This is a genomic window from Streptomyces sp. NPDC001941 (assembly GCF_040296945.1).
GTDB lineage: Bacteria > Actinomycetota > Actinomycetes > Streptomycetales > Streptomycetaceae > Streptomyces.
In genome coordinates, this window is the sequence record NZ_JBEOYE010000018.1 from 77370 (window position 1) to 93630 (window position 16261).

Sequence of the window (16261 nt, forward strand, 5' to 3'; positions counted from 1 at the left end):
CCACCCGTACGAACACCGCACCACCCGTACGAACAACGAGCGCGCCGACACGCGCTCGTGAACCGGCCGCGAGGCCTGGGGGGAAGACATGCCGGGCCGTGGCCGCCACGTCACCTTGCTCACCGAAGGCACCTATCCGCACGGCCACGGGGGCGTGAGCACCTGGTGCGACCAGCTCGTCCGGGGCATGCCGGAGGTCGACTTCCAGGTCCTCGCGCTCACCGGCAGCGGACGCGAGCCGGTCGGCTGGGAGCTGCCCGGCAACCTCCGCCGCCACACGGTGTTCCCCCTGTGGGGGCCCGCGCCCGCCCGGCGCAGGCCCCTGCTCGGGCGCGAGCGGCGCGCCTTCACCGACACCTACGAGCGCTTCCTGCTCTCCTTCCTCGACCCCTCCGCGGGCTGCGACTTCGGCGAGAGCCTGTACGGACTGGCCGAACTGGCCCGCGCGGGACGGCTGTCGGGGGCCCTGCGCTCGGAGTCGGCGCTGCGCTCCCTGATGTGGATCTGGACCCTGCCGCACCTGCCGCTGTCCCGGGCCCGCCCCACCGTCCACGACGCGCTCACCGCCACCGACCTGCTGGAACACGCGCTGCGCCCGCTCGCCGCGCGGCTGCCGGGCGACTGCGTGGCGCACGCGGTCAGCTCGGGCCTGGCCACCCTGCCCGCCCTCGCCGCCCAGCGGTTCGACGGCGTGCCCTTCCTGCTCACCGAGCACGGCATCTACCTGCGCGAGCGCTACCTCGGCCACCGCGCCGAGGGCCGCCGCTGGCCGGTCAAGGCCCTGCTGCTCGGCTTCTACCGGGAGCTCACCACCCTCGGCTACCGCAAGGCCGACCTGATCACCCCGGTCAACCACTACAACCGCCGCTGGGAGGAGCGGGGCGGCGCCCCCGCCCAGCGGGTGCGCACCGTCTACAACGGCGTCGACCCCTACGCCTTCCCGCTCGCCGGGCCCGAGCCCGGGGTGCCCACCCTCAGCTGGGCGGGCCGGATCGACCCGATCAAGGACCTGGAGACGCTGCTGCGCGCCCACGCCCTGGTGCGGGCCGAACTCCCCGACGTACGGCTGCGGTTGTTCGGCGCCGCCCCGCCGGGCGGCGCGGACTACCGGGTCCGCCTGGAGAAGCTCGCCGCCGAACTGGGCAGCGCCGACGGCGTCACCTTCGAGGGCCGGGTCGACGACGTGTCCCGGGCCTACGCCGCGGGCAGCGTGGTGATGCTCTCCTCCATCAGCGAGGGCTTCCCGTACTCCCTGATCGAGGCGATGTCCTGCGGCCGGGCCACCGTCTCCACCGACGTCGGCGGGGTGCGCGAGGCGGTCGGCGACACCGGGGTCGTGGTGCCGCCGCGCGAGCCCGCCGTGATGGCCGGGGCCACCCTGGCCCTGCTGCGCGACCCGGTCCGCCGCGCCGACCTGGGGCGCCGGGCCCGGGCCCGGGTCGTGGACCGCTTCACCCTGCGCCGGTCGGTGGACGGCTTCCGGCGCATCTACCTGGAGCTGGCCGGCACGCCCGAGCCGCTCTCCCCGGCCGCCTCCTCAGGGGACTGGACGGTCCGGCTGAGCGACCCCTGGCACCGCTCGCTCGCGGCGGACGGGTCGGCCTGGTGAGCGGCGGCGCGCCGGACGCCCGGCACGGGTCGCTGCCCGTCGCCCCGCGCCCGGGGGACGTGGTGGGCCGGCTGGCCGACCGGATGGGCCCGCTGGTCGCCGAGGCCGTGCACCCGGACGAGATAGCCGCGTTCCTGGAGGCCGACGGGATGACCGACGAGCACATCCGGCTCACCTACGGCCACCCCGACTCCTTCGCGCTCGCCGAGGAGCTGTACGCCCGGGTGCCCCGGGCCCACGCCGAGCCGCCGCCCCCACCGGGCGAGCCCTGGCACGCCGGGCTCGCCGGCTGCCTGCTGCGCGGCCTGGTCTTCGCCCTGCCCGGCCTGGCGTACGTGCTCGGCGCGCCGCTGCTCCCGGGCCCGCGCGACGCCCACGGGCTGCCCGCGGGGACCGCGCCGCTGCTCGCCGGCGCGGTGGCCGGCTGGGTGTGGAACCAGGCCCTGTCGCACCGCGCCCACGCCTGGCTCGGCCTCGGCGACCGGGAGGCCGCCGTCGGCGCGCTGCGCACCGGCGCCCCCGCGGGGGCCCTGCTCGGCGCCCTGGTCGCGCTGACCGCCGCGGCGCCCGGCGAGGCGGGCGCCGCCCTGTTCGCCGCGGGCCAGGCCCTCTACCTGGCCGCCGCCACCGTCCTGCTGGTCCTGGGCCGCGAGCGCGCGCTGCTGCTCGCGCTGGCCCCGACCGCCGCCGGGGCGCTGCCCGCCCTGAGCCACGACCCGCCGGTCCCGCTGCGGGTGGGCCTGCTGCTGCTCTCGCTGGGCGCGGCGGTCGGCCTGGCCGCCCACGCGCTGCTGCCCGCGGGACCCCCGGCGCCGCGCTCGGGCCCCGGCGCGCCTAGGCTCGCGGACTCCGTCCCGTACGGCCTGTTCGGCCTGGGCACCGGGGTGCTCGTGCTGTACGCGGCCGTGGGCGACGTCCTCGCGGGCGGTCCCGGCGCCGCGGTGAGCGCCCCGGCCGCCGTGGCGCTCACCCTGAGCATGGGACCCGCCGAGTGGCTGCTGCGCCGCTTCCGGGGCCGCAGCCTGGGCGGTCTGCGGGCCAGCCGGACCAGCGGGGCGTTCCGCCGGGCCACCGGCGCCAACCTGCTGCTGTGCCTGGGCGGTTACCTCCTGGTGCTGCTGGCCCTGACGCTGGCCGGGAGCGCGCTGTGGCCCGGCGCCCCGGAGCTGGCGGCCGGCCGGCTGGCGGGCCTGCTGCTGCTCGGCACGGTGCTGTGGGCGGCCCTGCTGCTCCAGTCGTTCGGCGCCGTCCTCGGCGCGGCGGTGGTGTGCGTGCTGGCCGCCGCCGCCCAGACGGCGGCCCTGGCGGCGGGCGCCGACCCGCGCGCAGTGGAGGTGGCGGTCGCGGGCTCGGCGACCGCGCTGCTGGCCGTCCTGGTGTGCGCCCTGCTCGGCCGGGCGACCGCGCACCGCCCCTGACCACGCCCCCTAGGTGAGGACCCCTCCGTGAAGCACGCGAAGCTCCTGGTGCCCTACTACGAGCACCCCGTGCACCGCCCCGCCGAGTGGGAGGCGCTGATCGCCGCCGCGCCCCGGCTGTACGGGGTGGTGATCAACCCGGCCAGCGGCGCGGGCCGGGAGCCCGACCCGGCGTTCGCCGAGGTCGCCGTGCGGCTGCGGGAGGCCGGGGTGCCGGTCCTGGGGTACGCGGACACCGCCTACGGGCGCCGCTCCTGCGCGGACGTGACCCGTGACCTGCGGGCCCACCGCGCCTGGTACGGGGTGGACGGGGCGTTCCTGGACCAGGTGCCGACCGCGCCGGAGATGTTCGCCCACTACCAGGTCCTCGCGGACGCGGCCCGCACGGCCGGGGCGCGCACCCTGGTCCTCAACCACGGGGCCCACCCGCACCCGCTGTACGCCCGCCTGGCCGACCTGCTGGTCTCCTTCGAGGGGCCCTGGGACGTCTACCGGGCCCTGCGCCCGCCCGCCGACGACCACCTGTGCCACCTGGTCTACGGGGCGCCGCCGGGGGCCGCCGTGGACACCGGGGTGGGCTGCGCCGTCCCGGGCACCGGCGCCCACCCCTGGGGCACCCTCCCGCACGGCGTGGCGGCCTGACCCGTACGTCCTAACCGAGCGTCAGCACCACCAGGGCCGCCGTCGCCGCGGCCTCCTCCACCGCGCCGAACACGTCGCCCGTCACCCCGCCGAACCGGCGCACGCAGCGCCGCAGCAGCGCCTCCGCCGCGCCGAGCCCGGCCAGCGCGGCCAGCACCCCGCGCACCGCGTCGTACCCGGACCACGCCGCGCCCGCCCCCGCGCACCCGGCCAGCACCAGCGCCGCGACCGCCAGCAGCGGGCGGGCCGGGACGGTGCCCGCGACCACCGCGCCCAGGCCCTCGGGGCGGGCGGCCGGGACGCCCCGGCGGGAGGCCAGCGTCATCGCGAGCCGGGCCGTGGTGCCCGCGAGGGCGGCGCCCACCGCGCCGTGCGCCCACCCGTCCCCGTACAGCTCGTACAGCGCCGCGACCTGGGCCAGCAGCACGAAGAGCAGGGTGATCACGCCGAACGGCCCGATGTCGGACCGCTTCATGATCCGCAGCGCCTCCTCGGCGGGCTTGGCGCTGCCCAGACCGTCGGCGGTGTCGGCGAGGCCGTCCAGGTGCAGGCCCCGGGTGAGCACGGCGGGGACGGCGGCCGAGAGCACGGCGGCGAGCAGCGGGCCCGCGCCGAGCAGCAGCGCCGCCCCGCCGGCCGCCGCGGCGGCGAGTCCCACGACCAGGCCCGCGAGCGGCGCCCACAGCATCCCGGAGCGGGCCGTGTCCCGGTCCCAGCGGCTGATGCGGGCGGGCAGCACCGTCAGGGTGCCGAAGGCGAACCGTATGCCGTGCATCGCGTCTTCCTGGTCGGGGGTCGTCCGTCGCCGCAGAGTAGCCGGACGGCCCGCCCGGTAAGTTACGCATAACGCGCAATACGGGAGCGGGTGGCATGGGTCACTGGTTTTACCGCAACATCGTCGAGCCGGGGAAGCTCCCGATGCTCGTCGCCCTGACCTCCTTCGTGCTGACCTTCCTGGTCACACGCGTGATCACCCGGCTGATCCGGGCGGGCAAGGGCCCCTTCCGCAACATCACCCCCGGCGGGGTGCACATCCACCACGTGGTGCCCGGCGTGCTGCTGACCGTCATCGGCGGATTCGGCGCGGTCGGCAGCGGCCGGCACGGCCTGGCGGCGGTGCTGTGCGCACTGGTCTTCGGCATCGGCGCGGGCCTGGTCCTCGACGAGTTCGCGCTGATCCTGCACCTGGACGACGTGTACTGGAGCGAGCAGGGCCGCAAGAGCGTGGAGATCGTGGTGCTCACCGCCGCCGTGGTGGCGCTGACCCTGGGCGGCTTCTCGCCGCTGGGCGTCAACGACCTCACCCCCGACGAGCAGCACAGCCGGGGCACCCTGATCCTCTACCTGCTGGTCAACTTCTTCTTCATCCTGGTCACCCTGTTCAAGGGGAAGTTCCGGATGGCCCTGTTCGGCACGGTGGTGCCGCTGCTCGCGGTGATCGGGGCGCTGCGGCTGGCCCGCCCCGGCTCGCTGTGGGCGCGCCGCTTCTACCGGGGCCGGCCGCGGCTGCGGGCCCGCAGCGGGCTGCGCGCCTACCACCACGACAAGCGCTGGACGGTGACCTGGCGGCGCTTTCAGGAGTGGATCGGCGGGGCGCCGGACCGGGTGGTGCCCGGCCGCCGCGAGCGGTAGCGGGTCACCAGGCACACCAGCAGCACCGCGGCGATCGCCGCCAGGTGCTCCTTGCCCGCGAGGTTGTCCTTGAACAGCACCTCGACCACCATCGCGGCGGTCACCATCGCGGCGGTGACGTACGCCCGGTAGCGGAAGCAGACGTACACCGCGAGGCCGACCACCGCGGCCGACGGCCCGGTGTCCACCACCTGGGCGTCCTCGGCGGGCAGCCCCAGGAAGGCGTCCGGGCCGAGCGCGATGCCCACCCGCGCGTACAGGGTCCCGGCCAGCGTCGCCACGTACGCGAGCAGCAGGGTGCGCGGGCGGCCCAGGCAGATCTCGGCGATCCCGAACACCAGCAGGACCTGCGCCAGCGCGCCCCACACGGGCAGGTCGAGCGCCGGGACGAACAGCGACAGCGGGGTCCGCAGCAGCGCCAGCCACAGCGGGTCCTCGGCCCGTACGGACCCGATGTCCTGGACCAGCTGGTAGCCCCAGTCCTGGTTCTGCACCAGCTGGAACAGCGAGGTCAGGCAGACGGCGGCGAGCGTCATCGGGACCGCCCGCCACCCCCGGGTGACGAGCGCGGTCCGCACCGTCGCGTACAGCGCGCCCCACTCGCGGCGCGCGAAGGCTCTCAACGCTTGGACTCCAGGTGTCTGCGGTGCAGCCACTTCGGCAGGCCGGGGGCCTCCAGGAACCCCTCGGCGCGGCCCGCGGCCACGCCGATGCGCAGCAGGTCGGCACTCTTCTCGAAGAGCATGAAGCGGGGCTCCCAGATCGGTCGGTACTTGGCGTTGGCGCGGTACAGCGACTCGATCTGCCACCAGCGGGAGAAGAAGCTGAGCAGCGAGCGCCACATCCTCAGCACGGGTCCCGCGCCGAGCTTCGAGCCACGCTCGAAGACAGAGCGGAACATCGCGAAGTTCAGTGAGACCTGAGTGATCCCGATCTCCTTCGCGCGCTGGAGCAGTTCGATGACCATGAACTCCATCAGGCCGTTCTCGGAGTCCCGGTCACGGCGCATCAGGTCCAGGGACAGGCCCTTGGGGCCCCACGGCACGAAGGACAGCAGGGCGCGCAGCTCGCCGTCGCCGTCGGTGCACTCCAGCATCACGCAGCGGCCGTCGGCCGGGTCGCCGAGGCGCCCCAGCGCCATGGAGAAGCCGCGCTCGGTGGCGCCGTCGCGCCAGTCGTCGGCGCGCCGCAGCAGCTCGTCCATCTCCTCGGCGGGGATGTCCTCGTGGCGCCGGATGCGGACCTGGTAGCCGGCCCGCTTGACCCGGTTGAAGGCCTGGCGGACGGTGCGCATGGCGCGCCCCTCCAGGGTGAACTCGGCGGTCTCCACGATCGCCTCGTCGCCCAGCTCCAGGGCGTCCAGGCCGTGCCGGGCGTAGATGGTGCCGGCCTCCTCGCTCGCGCCCATCACGGCCGGGATCCAGCCGTGCTCGCGGGCCTCGGCCAGCCACGGCTCGATGGCGCCGGGCCAGGCCTCGGGGTCGCCGATCGGGTCGCCGGAGGCCAGCGAGACGCCGCCGACCACGCGGTAGGCGACGGCGGCCTTCCCGCTGGGGGACCACACCACGCTCTTCTCGCGGCGCAGCGCGAAGTAGCCCAGGGAGTCGCGGTCGCCGTACTTGTCGAGCAGGGCGCGCAGCTTCTCCTCGTCGTCCTCGGTGAGCGGGTCGACGGCGCGGCGCGCGCGGAAGGCGGCGTAGGCGACGGCGAGCAGCAGCAGGGTGGCCAGGACGTTGATCACGACGTCGGCCCAGCCGGGTGTGGTGATGCCCTGGACGTGCGAGTCGTTGGGCACCAGCCAGCCCATGCGCATCGCGCCGTAGCGCCAGCGCTCCAGGAAGGAGGCGTGGCCGCCGGCGGTGTTGGTGGCGGTGACCAGGAGCGCCGCGAGGAGCGAGGTGAGGAGCAGGCCGCCGACCGCGACGGCGGTGGCCAGCTTGGGGTTGGAGCGGTCGCCCTTGGCGTAGAACTCCTTGCGGCCCACCAGCAGCGCGCCGAAGAACGCGGCGGTCAGGACCAGCGAGATCCAGTTCTGGGTGTGCGAGCGGATCGCGCCGTCGACCACGATCACCAGCAGGAACAGCGCCAGGAAGAGCCCGCTGAGCACCAGGTTGAGGATCCAGGCGGCCCGTTTGCGGCGGCGCATGGTGACCGCGAGGAAGAGGGTGATCAGGCCGGAGGTGAAGCCCGCGGTGAGCAGGTACGGGGTGAAGTAGTCGTCCGTGTTGTGGCGGCGCAGGTCCTGCCCGAGCGAGACCCAGACCGCGCTCAGGAAGTTGATGAACGTCACGGCGCGCAGGTACCAGACCGCGAACGCGGCGCTGCGGCGTGTGTGTGCGGTGCCCCGGGGCGTGGCTTCGCTGGACAAACGGACCTCTCCCATGAAACGCGATCATATGGGGCATCGCGTGACATGGCGGGCGTCGCGGCGACCGCCGTGTGGCTGCTCCTGGTGCGGCCGCCCGGGACGAACCCCGTGGTGAGCGGGGTGCGCCCGTGGTCGGGGCGGCCGCACCGGACGCGTCAGCCCGCCGCTTCCCCCGCGCGCGGCGACAGCTCCGCCGCGAGGGCGGAGGCTGCCTGGACGAGCGGAAGCGCGAGCAATGCCCCGGTTCCTTCCCCCACTGTGACGCCATGATCGAGCAGCGGGTTGAGTGCCATCCGGTCCAGGGCCTTCGCCTGGGCCGGCTCGCCGCTGTCGTGGCCCGCCACCCACCAGTCCGGCGCCCGGAACGCGGCCCGCTGCGCCACCAGCGCGCAGGCCGCCGACACCACGCCGTCCAGGATCACCGGCATCCGGCGCACGGCGGCCTGGAGCAGGAAGCCGGTCATCGCGGCCAGGTCGGCGCCGCCCACCGCGCGCAGCAGCTGGAGCTGGTCGCCCAGGACCGGCCGGGCGCGGCGCAGCGCGTCGCGGATCGCCGCGCACTTGCGCATCCAGGCCAGGTCGTCGATGCCCGCGCCGCCGCGCCCGGTGACCACCGAGGCGTCGGTCCCGCAGAGCGCGGCGACCAGGGTCGAGGCGGGGGTGGTGCCGCCCACGCTCAGGTCGCCGAGGACGACCAGGTCGGTGCCGGAGTCGGCCTCCTCGTCGGCGATGCGCATGCCGAGCCGCACCGCGGCCTCGGTCTCCTCGTCGGTGAGCGCGTCCTCCAGATCGATCCGCCCGGAGCCGCGCCGCACCCGGTGGCGCGTCACCTCCTCGGGCAGCAGCGCGGGGTCGCAGTCCAGGCCCGCGTCGACCACGCGCAGCGGCACGCCCGCGCGCCGGGCGAGCACCGCGACCGGGCTCTCGCCGTCCAGCGCCGCGCGCACCAGCAGGTGGGCGCCGCCGGGCTCACGGGCCGACACGCCGAGCGAGGCGACGCCGTGGTCGGCGGCGAACAGCACCACGCGGGGGTGCTCGACGGGCCTGACCGGCACCTGGCCCTGGGCGGCGGCCAGCCACTCGCCCAGCTCGTCGAGGCGGCCCAGCGCGCCGGGCGGGACGGTGAGCCGCTCGCGGCGTTCCTCGGCGTCACGCCGAATGCCGCCGTCGGGGCGCTCGATCAGATCGGAGAAGTCGTCGAGGTTCAGGCTGCTCATTCGCCGAACAGTACCGGCCCCGCCCTTGACGAGCCGTCAGTGCTCCGGGCCCGCATTCCGCCCGTTCCTTACGCCATGTGACGCACTGTCTTCGGAGTGTCATTGCAGCGGTACAGGGCATCCCCTACGGTCCAGTTTGTGTCGGATTGTCCGATTACTGAATGTGCACCGCCCGCGCGCAGAGATGGAGCCTCTCCGTGACGTACACCGTCATCGGCGTCAGTCCCTTCGGCGAGCCCAACGCCCGGGTCGCCGCCGCCGTCAGCAGAGCGGGCGGCCTCGGCGTCCTCGACCTCGGCGCGGGCGGACGCCCCGCCCGCGAGGCCCTCGACCTCGCCGCCCAGTGGGCCCCCGGGTCCTTCGGCGTCCGCGTCCCCGCGCACTGCGCCCTCGCCCCCGAGGACCTCGGCACGGCCGTGCACACCGTGCTCCTGGCCCCCGGCGCCCCCTGGCCCGCCGCCCGCGTCCCGGCCCCGAACGTCCTGGCCGAGGTGCGCTCCGCCGAGGAGGCCAGGGCCGCCGTCTGCGACGGCGCCACCGGCCTGGTCGCCCGCGGCAGCGAGTCCGGCGGCCCCTGCGGTGAACTCTCCACCTACGTCCTGCTCCAGCACCTGCTCGCCGACCCCGCCCTCACCGTGCCGGTCTGGGCCTGCGGCGGCATCGGCCCGCGCACCGCCGCGGCCGCCGTCCTCGCCGGGGCCGCCGGCGTCGTCCTCGACACCCAGCTCGCCCTGCTCGAAGAGGCCGAGCTGCCCGCCGCCCTCACCGCCCTGCTGCGCACCCTGGACGGCTCCGAGACCGTCCTCGTCGGCGGCGAGCGCGTGCTCGACCGCCGCCGCCCCGGGATGCCCGCCGAACTGCGCGACCGGCTCGTCCCGGCCGGCCAGGACGTGTTCCTGGCCGCCCGCTTCGAGCAGCGGTACGCCACCGTGGCCGCCGCCGTCACCGCTGTGCGGGACGCCGTGGCCGCGGCCGGGCACGACGACGCGGCCGCCGCCGCGCTGCGCCCCGGCTCCGCCCTCGCCCGCTCCCTGGGCACCGCGCTGCCCGTCGCCCAGGGCCCGATGACCCGGGTCAGCGACCAGGCCGCCTTCGCCGCCGCCGTCGCCGACGGGGGCGGCCTGCCCTTCGTCGCCCTCGCCCTCGCCGGGCCCGAGCAGACCCGCACCCTGCTGGAGCGCACCCGCGCCGCCCTCGGGGACCGCCCCTGGGGCGTCGGCGTCCTCGGCTTCGCCCCCGAGGACGTGCGCACCGCCCAGCTGGCCGCCGTCCGCGAGCTGCGGCCCACCCACGTGATCGTCGCGGGCGGCCGCCCCTCCCAGGCCGCCGCGCTGGAGGCCGACGGCATCAAGACGTTCCTGCACGTGCCCTCGCCCGGACTGCTCGGCCAGTTCCTCGCCGCCGGGGCCCGCCGCTTCGTCTTCGAGGGCGCCGAGTGCGGCGGCCACATCGGCCCCCGCAACTCCTTCCCGCTCTGGGAGGCCCAGCTGGCCGTCCTGGCGGACCACCTGGACGCCGAGGCCGACCGCCTCGACCCGCAGGACGTCGAGGTGCTCTTCGCGGGCGGCGTCCACGACGAGCGCTCGGCCGCCATGGTCGCCGCCCTCGCCGCCCCGCTCACCGCGCGCGGCGTCGCCGTCGGCGTGCTGATGGGCACCGCCTACCTCTTCACCGAGGAGGCCGTCGCCTGCGGCGCCATCCAGCCGCTCTTCCAGCGCCAGGTGCTCGCCGCGCGCGGCACCGCGCTGCTGCAGACCGCGCCCGGCCACGCCACCCGCTGCGTGCCCAGCCCGTTCAGCGACGGCTACCAGGCCCGCAAGGAGGAGCTGCGCGAGGCCGGGGTGCCCGACCGGGACGCCTGGGAGGAGCTGGAGCGGCTCAACGTCGGCCGGCTGCGGCTCGCCTCCAAGGGCCTGGAACGGGTCGGCGAGGAGCTCCTCGACGTCGACGAGGCCCGCCAGCTCGCCGACGGCATGTTCATGGCCGGCGAGGTCGCCGTGCTGCGCGACGCCACCACCCGCATCGCCGACCTGCACCACGGGGTGAGCGAGGGCGCCGCCGCCTTCTACGCCCGCCGGGCCGCCGAGCTCGGCCGCCGCGAGCGCGCCGACCGGCCCGCCGCGCCGCCCGCGCTCGACGTCGCCGTGGTCGGCATGGCCTGCATGTTCCCCGACGCCCCCGACCTCGCCACCTTCTGGGCCAACGTGCTGGCCGGGGCCGACGCCGTCCGCGAGGTGCCCGCCGACCGCTGGGACCCCGCGCTCTACTACGGCGAGGACGCCGAGTCCGCCGACGTCTCCGCCTCCAAGTGGGGCGGCTTCCTGCCGCGCATCCCCTTCGACCCGCTGGCCTACGGCATCCCGCCCGCCTCGCTCTCCTCCATCGAGCCCGTCCAGCTGCTCGCCCTGGAGGCGGCCCGCCGGGCGCTGGCCGACGCGGGCCTGGAGGGCACGGACTTCCCGCGCGAGCGCACCTGCGTCATCTTCGGCGCCGAGGCGGGCAGCGACACCGCCAACGCCACCACCCTGCGCACCGTCCTGCCCTCCTACCTCGGACGGCTGCCCGAGGAGCTGGACGCCCAGCTGCCCACCCTCACCGAGGACTCCTTCCCCGGCCTGCTCGCCAACGTCATCTCCGGGCGCATCGCCAACCGCCTCGACCTCGGCGGCGCCAACTACACGGTCGACGCGGCCTGCGCCTCCTCGCTCACCGCCGTCGACGTGGCCTGCAAGGAACTGGTCACCGGCACCGCCGACGTCGCCCTGTGCGGCGGCGCCGACCTGCACAACGGCATCAACGACTACCTGCTCTTCTCCTCGGTGCACGCCCTGTCGCCCACCGGCCGCTGCCGCCCCTTCGACGCCGGGGCCGACGGCATCGCGCTCGGCGAGGGCGTCGCCTGCGTCGTGCTCAAGCGGCTCGCCGACGCCGAGCGCGACGGCGACCGGGTCTACGCCGTCATCAAGGGCGTCGGCGCCGCCAGCGACGGCCGCTCCCTCGGCCTGACCGCGCCCCGCCCCGAGGGCCAGCGCGCCGCCCTGGAGCGCGCCTACGCCCAGGCCCGCGTCTCGCCCGCCGAGGTCGGCCTGGTGGAGGCCCACGGCACCGGCACCGTCGTCGGCGACCGCACCGAACTGGGCGTGCTCTCCGAGGTGTTCGCCGAGGCGGGCGCCGCGCCCGGCGACTGCGTCGTCGGCTCGGTCAAGTCCCAGATCGGGCACACCAAGTGCGCCGCGGGACTCGCGGGCCTGATCAAGACGGCCCTGGCCCTGCACACCGGGGTCCGCCCGCCCACCCTGCACATGAACCGCCCCAACCCGGCCTGGCAGCCCGGCAGCAGCCCGTTCGCCTTCCACGACAAGGCGCTGCCCTGGGCCGCCCCGGCCGCCGGACGGCTCGCGGGCGTCAGCGCGTTCGGCTTCGGCGGCACCAACTTCCACGTGGTGCTCCAGGGCCACGACGGCGGTGCGCCGCCCCGCCAGGGCGCCGACCACTGGCCCGCCGAGCTCTTCGTGTTCCGTACCGCCGCCGACGCCGCCGAGCTCCAGGAGCTCGCCGGGACCGGCGCCTGGCGGCTGCGCGACCTGGCCCTGACCGCCGCCCGCCGCGCCGAGGGCGGCCCGGTCGGCGCCGCCGTCGTCGCCGACTGCGAGGACACCCTCAAGGACCGGCTGCGGGCGGTGGCGGCGGGCGAGCGGGGCGCCGGGGTGTTCCTCGCCGACCCCGCGGGGCCCGCCGGCGAGGTCGCCTTCCTCTTCCCCGGCCAGGGCAGCCAGCGGCCCGGCATGCTGGCCGAGCTGTTCGCCGCGTTCCCCGAGGCCCAGCGGCACCTGCGGCGCGCCCCGGTCGACGCGATGTACCCGGCCGCCGCCTTCGACGACGAGGAGCGGGCCGCCCAGCGCGAGCGCCTCACCGACACCCGCCGCGCCCAGCCGGCCCTCGGCGCGGTCGGCCTGGCCGTGCACGACGTGCTCACCGGCCTCGGGGTGCGCCCCGCGATGGCCGCCGGGCACTCCTACGGCGAACTCGTCGCCCTGTGCGCCGCCGGGTCCTTCTCGCCCGACGCGCTGGCTGACCTGAGCGAGCGGCGCGCCGAGGCGATCCTGGCCGCCGCCGGGGACGACCCCGGCACCATGGCGGCCGTCGCCGCCGGGGCCGACGAGACCGACCTGGTGCTCGCCGCTGCGGGCCTCGCGGGACAGGTGGTGACCGCCAACCGCAACGCCCCGGACCAGACCGTGGTCTCCGGCGGTACGGAGGCGGTGGCGCGGGCCGTCGAGGCGCTGGAGCGCGCCGGGTGCACCACCCGGCGGCTGCCGGTCGCCTGCGCCTTCCACAGCCCCGTCGTCGCGGGCGCCGCCGACGCCTTCGCCCGGGTCCTCGACCAGGTCGCGGTGCGCGCCCCCGAGATCCCGGTGTGGGCCAACCTGACGGCCGCGCCCTACCCGGCCGGGCCCGACGGGGTGCGCGGCTGCCTCGCCGAACAGGTCGCCGCGCCCGTGCGCTTCGCCGAGCAGATCGAGGCGATGTACGAGGCCGGGGCCCGGGTCTTCGTCGAGGCCGGGCCGGGCACGGTGCTGACCGGCCTGGTCGGCCGCGTGCTGGGCGACCGCCCGCACCTGGCGGTGGCCTTCGAGCCGCGCCCCGGCGCCGGGCTCGCCGGGCACCTGGAGGCGCTGGCGCGCCTCGCGGTGGCCGGGGTGCCGGTGGCCGCGGCCCGGCTGTTCGCCGGGCGCGACGCGGTGGTCGCCGACCCCGGGGCCGTACCGCGCAGGCCCGGCTGGACCGTGGACGGCCAGCTCGTGCGCACCGCCGACGGCGGGGTGCTGGCCGGGGCGCTGGTCCCGGCGCGGCGGATCGGCTGGGGCCCGGGGCCGGGCCAGGAGTGGAAGTCCGAGCGGGAGAGCGAGCGGGAGTCGACGGTGGACGACAGGGACGCACTGGTCAACGAGTTCCTCCGGAGCAGCCGCGAGATGGTGGCGGCCCAGCGGGACGTGCTGCTGACCTACTTCGGGGCGGCGCCGGGGCCGGTCACGGTCGCCGCGCCGGTCGCCCCGCCGGTACCGGCGGTGGCGCCGGTGCCGGTGGAGGCGCCGCGGGAGGAGTGGGTGCGGGAGCCGGAGGCCGTACGGGCCGCACCGGTCCCGGAGCCGGCCGCCGGGGCGCCGGAGGCCGTGGACGTGCTGTCCGTGGTGGTGGCGGTGATCAGTGAGCGGACGGGTTATCCGGCGGAGATGATCGAGCCGGACCTGGACCTGGAAGCGGATCTGAGCGTGGACTCGATCAAGCGGACGGAGATCGCGGGGGAGTTGGGCAAGCGGCTGGCGGGTTCGGGCATGGACCTGCGGTCGTTGCCGGACGCGGAGCTGGAGGAGCTGACGCGGGCGCGTACGGCGCAGGCGATCGCCGACTGGCTGGGCACCCGCCTCGGCGCCCCGGCCGCCGCGCCCGTCGTTCCCGCCCCTGTCGCGCCGGCTCCCGCGCCCGAGCCGGTGGACGTCCTCGCCACGGTCGTCGCGGTGATCAGCGAGCGGACGGGTTATCCGGCGGAGATGATCGAGCCCGATCTGGACCTGGAAGCGGATCTGAGTGTCGACTCGATCAAGCGGACGGAGATCGCGGGGGAGTTGGGCAAGCGGCTGGCGGGTTCGGGCATGGACCTGCGGTCGTTGCCGGACGCGGAGCTGGAGGAGCTGACGCGGGCGCGTACGGCGCAGGCGATCGCCGACTGGCTGGGCACCCGCCTCGGCGCCCCGGCCCCCGCGTCCGCCGCACCTGCCCCTGCCGCACCCGCCCCCGTTCCCGTGCCCGAGCCGGTCGCCCTGGCCGCGCCCGAGCCGGTCGCGGAGCCGGTCCCGGAAACCCCCGAGGCCCCCGCAGCCCCCGCCGCCGACGAGCCCGTCGCGCTCGACGTCCGCGCCCCCAAGCGCTACCTCCTGCGGGCCGTCCCCCTCGACCCGGCCCCCCGCGCCGAGGAGGGCGCCCTGCTCGGGCGGCACTTCCTGGTCCTGGGCGAGGGCACCCCGGTCGCCCAGGCCCTGGTCCACCGGCTCCAGGAGCTGGGCGCCGCCGCCACCCGCGCGGGCGGCGACCTGGAGCACCACGCGGGACCGGTCGACGGCGTGGTGCACCTGGGGGCGCTCGCCATCGGCGGCCCGGTGCTGCCCGCCGAGTTCCCGCTGTTCAAGAACGTCCTGCGGCGCGCGCCCCGCTGGCTGCTGTGCGCCCGCCCGGCCGTCGAGAGCCGCCAGTCGGCCGGCCTGAGCGGCTTCTTCCGCACCGTCGCCCGCGAGTACCCGGACGCGGTCGCCCGCGTCGTCGACCTCGACACCTCGCGCCCCGCCGCCCAGCTGGCCGAGGCCCTGGTGGGCGAGCTCCTGGCGCCCGACCGGGCCCCGGTCGTGGTCAGCGCCGAGGGGGTGCGGCACGGCGTCGAGCCGTACGCGACCGACCTCGGCCCGCTCGCCACCTCGGGCGCCGGACCGGCCGGGGACGGCGCCGCCGAGGCGCACGCCCTCGGGCTCGGCCACGGCTCGGTGGTCGTCCTGGCGGGCGGGGCGCGCGGCATCACCGCCCGCGTCGCGATCGCCCTGGCCGGCGCCGCCCGCTGCCACGTCGAACTCCTCGGCCGCACCGAGCTCGACGACGCCCCCGAGGCCCCCGACCTGGCGGCCGCCCGCGACCGGGCGGCGCTGCGTACCGCCCTCGCCGCCCGCGGCGGCGGCCTGCGCCCCGCCGAGATCGACCGCGAGGCCTCCCGGATCCTGGCGGCCCGCGAGGTCGCCGCGACGCTCGACGCGGTCCGCGCGGCGGGCGGCCGGGCCGGCTACCGCACCGTCGACCTGCGCGACACCGAGGCGGTCCAGCAGGCGGTCAAGGAGACGTACGCCCGGCACGGTCGGATCGACGGCGTGGTGCACGCCGCCGGGGTCATCGAGGACCGGCTGATCGAGGCCAAGGACGCCGACTCCTTCCAGCGGGTGTACGGCACCAAGGTGGACGGCGCCCGCGCGCTGCTCGCCGCCGTCCACCGGCTGCCCGAACTCCCGCGCTTCGCCGTGCTGTTCGGCTCCATCTCGGCGGTGCTCGGCAACCGCGGCCAGATCGACTACGCCGCCGCCAACGACGCGCTGGCCGCCCTCGGCCGCCAGTGGCGCGACGCCACCGGCTGCCGGGCGCTCACCGTGCACTGGGGCCCCTGGGCGCCGTCCGGCGAGCACGGCGGCATGGTCACCCCGGAGCTGGGCCGCGAGTACGCGCGGCGCGGCATCAGCCTGATCGACCCGGAGGAGGGCGTCCTCGCCCTGCTGCGGGAGCTGGCCTGGGGCGAGGCGGACACCGACGAGGTCGTCTACACCGCGTCGGGCTGGTGAGC

9 protein-coding genes are annotated in these 16261 nt (G+C 76.6%); 5 read left to right on the forward strand and 4 right to left on the reverse strand.

Annotated features, from left to right (window positions below):
• Positions 1 to 88: 88 nt before the first annotated feature.
• From pelF to ABT160_RS15485, 3 genes are read left to right on the forward strand one after another with little or no spacing between them, the layout of a single operon-like run.
• Complete coding sequence (gene pelF, locus ABT160_RS15475; protein ID WP_351647706.1) at positions 89 to 1609, forward strand: GT4 family glycosyltransferase PelF; 1521 nt, start codon at positions 89 to 91, stop codon at positions 1607 to 1609.
• On the forward strand, positions 1606 to 3027 hold the full coding sequence (locus ABT160_RS15480) for a hypothetical protein (RefSeq protein WP_502984231.1): 1422 nt from the start codon (positions 1606 to 1608) through the stop codon (positions 3025 to 3027). Before pelF ends, ABT160_RS15480 begins: the two co-directional genes overlap by 4 nt.
• A gap of 27 nt (positions 3028 to 3054) precedes the next feature.
• Positions 3055 to 3669: a spherulation-specific family 4 protein gene (locus tag ABT160_RS15485; protein WP_351647707.1), complete on the forward strand. Its 615-nt coding sequence runs from the start codon at positions 3055 to 3057 to the stop codon at positions 3667 to 3669.
• A gap of 10 nt (positions 3670 to 3679) precedes the next feature.
• Here the strand turns inward: ABT160_RS15485 and ABT160_RS15490 are convergent, their stop codons facing one another.
• Positions 3680 to 4444 carry an adenosylcobinamide-GDP ribazoletransferase gene (locus tag ABT160_RS15490; protein WP_351647708.1) on the reverse strand — a complete coding sequence of 255 codons (765 nt, stop codon included), beginning with the start codon at positions 4442 to 4444 and terminating at the stop codon, positions 3680 to 3682.
• Positions 4445 to 4539: 95 nt separating this feature from the next.
• Between ABT160_RS15490 and ABT160_RS15495 the strand changes: the two genes are divergently transcribed.
• Positions 4540 to 5301: a hypothetical protein gene (locus tag ABT160_RS15495; protein WP_351647710.1), complete on the forward strand. Its 762-nt coding sequence runs from the start codon at positions 4540 to 4542 to the stop codon at positions 5299 to 5301.
• Here ABT160_RS15495 and ABT160_RS15500 read toward each other — a convergent pair.
• The 3 genes from ABT160_RS15500 to cobT all read right to left on the reverse strand — a co-directional run bounded on the left by ABT160_RS15500 (position 5244) and on the right by cobT (position 8886).
• The gene (locus tag ABT160_RS15500; RefSeq protein ID WP_351647711.1) at positions 5244 to 5924 is read right to left on the reverse strand and encodes a hypothetical protein; all 681 of its coding nucleotides are present in this window, start codon (positions 5922 to 5924) and stop codon (positions 5244 to 5246) included. The two genes, ABT160_RS15495 and ABT160_RS15500, sit on opposite strands and share 58 nt — an antisense overlap.
• Positions 5921 to 7684: a phosphatidylglycerol lysyltransferase domain-containing protein gene (locus ABT160_RS15505; RefSeq protein WP_351647712.1), complete on the reverse strand. Its 1764-nt coding sequence runs from the start codon at positions 7682 to 7684 to the stop codon at positions 5921 to 5923. Before ABT160_RS15505 ends, ABT160_RS15500 begins: the two co-directional genes overlap by 4 nt.
• Positions 7685 to 7824: 140 nt before the next feature.
• Positions 7825 to 8886 (reverse strand): nicotinate-nucleotide--dimethylbenzimidazole phosphoribosyltransferase, encoded by a 1062-nt coding sequence (gene cobT, locus ABT160_RS15510; protein ID WP_351647713.1) that lies wholly within the window; start codon positions 8884 to 8886, stop codon positions 7825 to 7827.
• Positions 8887 to 9083: 197 nt separating this feature from the next.
• On the opposite strand from cobT, the gene ABT160_RS15515 reads away from it, so the two are divergent.
• A complete protein-coding gene (locus tag ABT160_RS15515) occupies positions 9084 to 16259 on the forward strand; it encodes an SDR family oxidoreductase (protein ID WP_351647715.1) in 7176 nt (2391 codons plus the stop codon).
• Positions 16260 to 16261 lie beyond the last annotated feature (2 nt).

Bases quoted from the DNA above. Each gene is read 5' to 3' on its own strand.
- pelF (WP_351647706.1), top strand. From the start codon at position 89: ATGCCGGGCCGTGGCCGCCACGTCACCTTGCTCACCGAAGGCACCTAT.
- ABT160_RS15490 (WP_351647708.1), bottom strand. From the start codon at position 4,444: ATGCACGGCATACGGTTCGCCTTCGGCACCCTGACGGTGCTGCCCGCC.
- ABT160_RS15495 (WP_351647710.1), top strand. From the start codon at position 4,540: ATGGGTCACTGGTTTTACCGCAACATCGTCGAGCCGGGGAAGCTCCCG.
- ABT160_RS15505 (WP_351647712.1), bottom strand. From the start codon at position 7,684: ATGGGAGAGGTCCGTTTGTCCAGCGAAGCCACGCCCCGGGGCACCGCA.
- cobT (WP_351647713.1), bottom strand. From the start codon at position 8,886: ATGAGCAGCCTGAACCTCGACGACTTCTCCGATCTGATCGAGCGCCCC.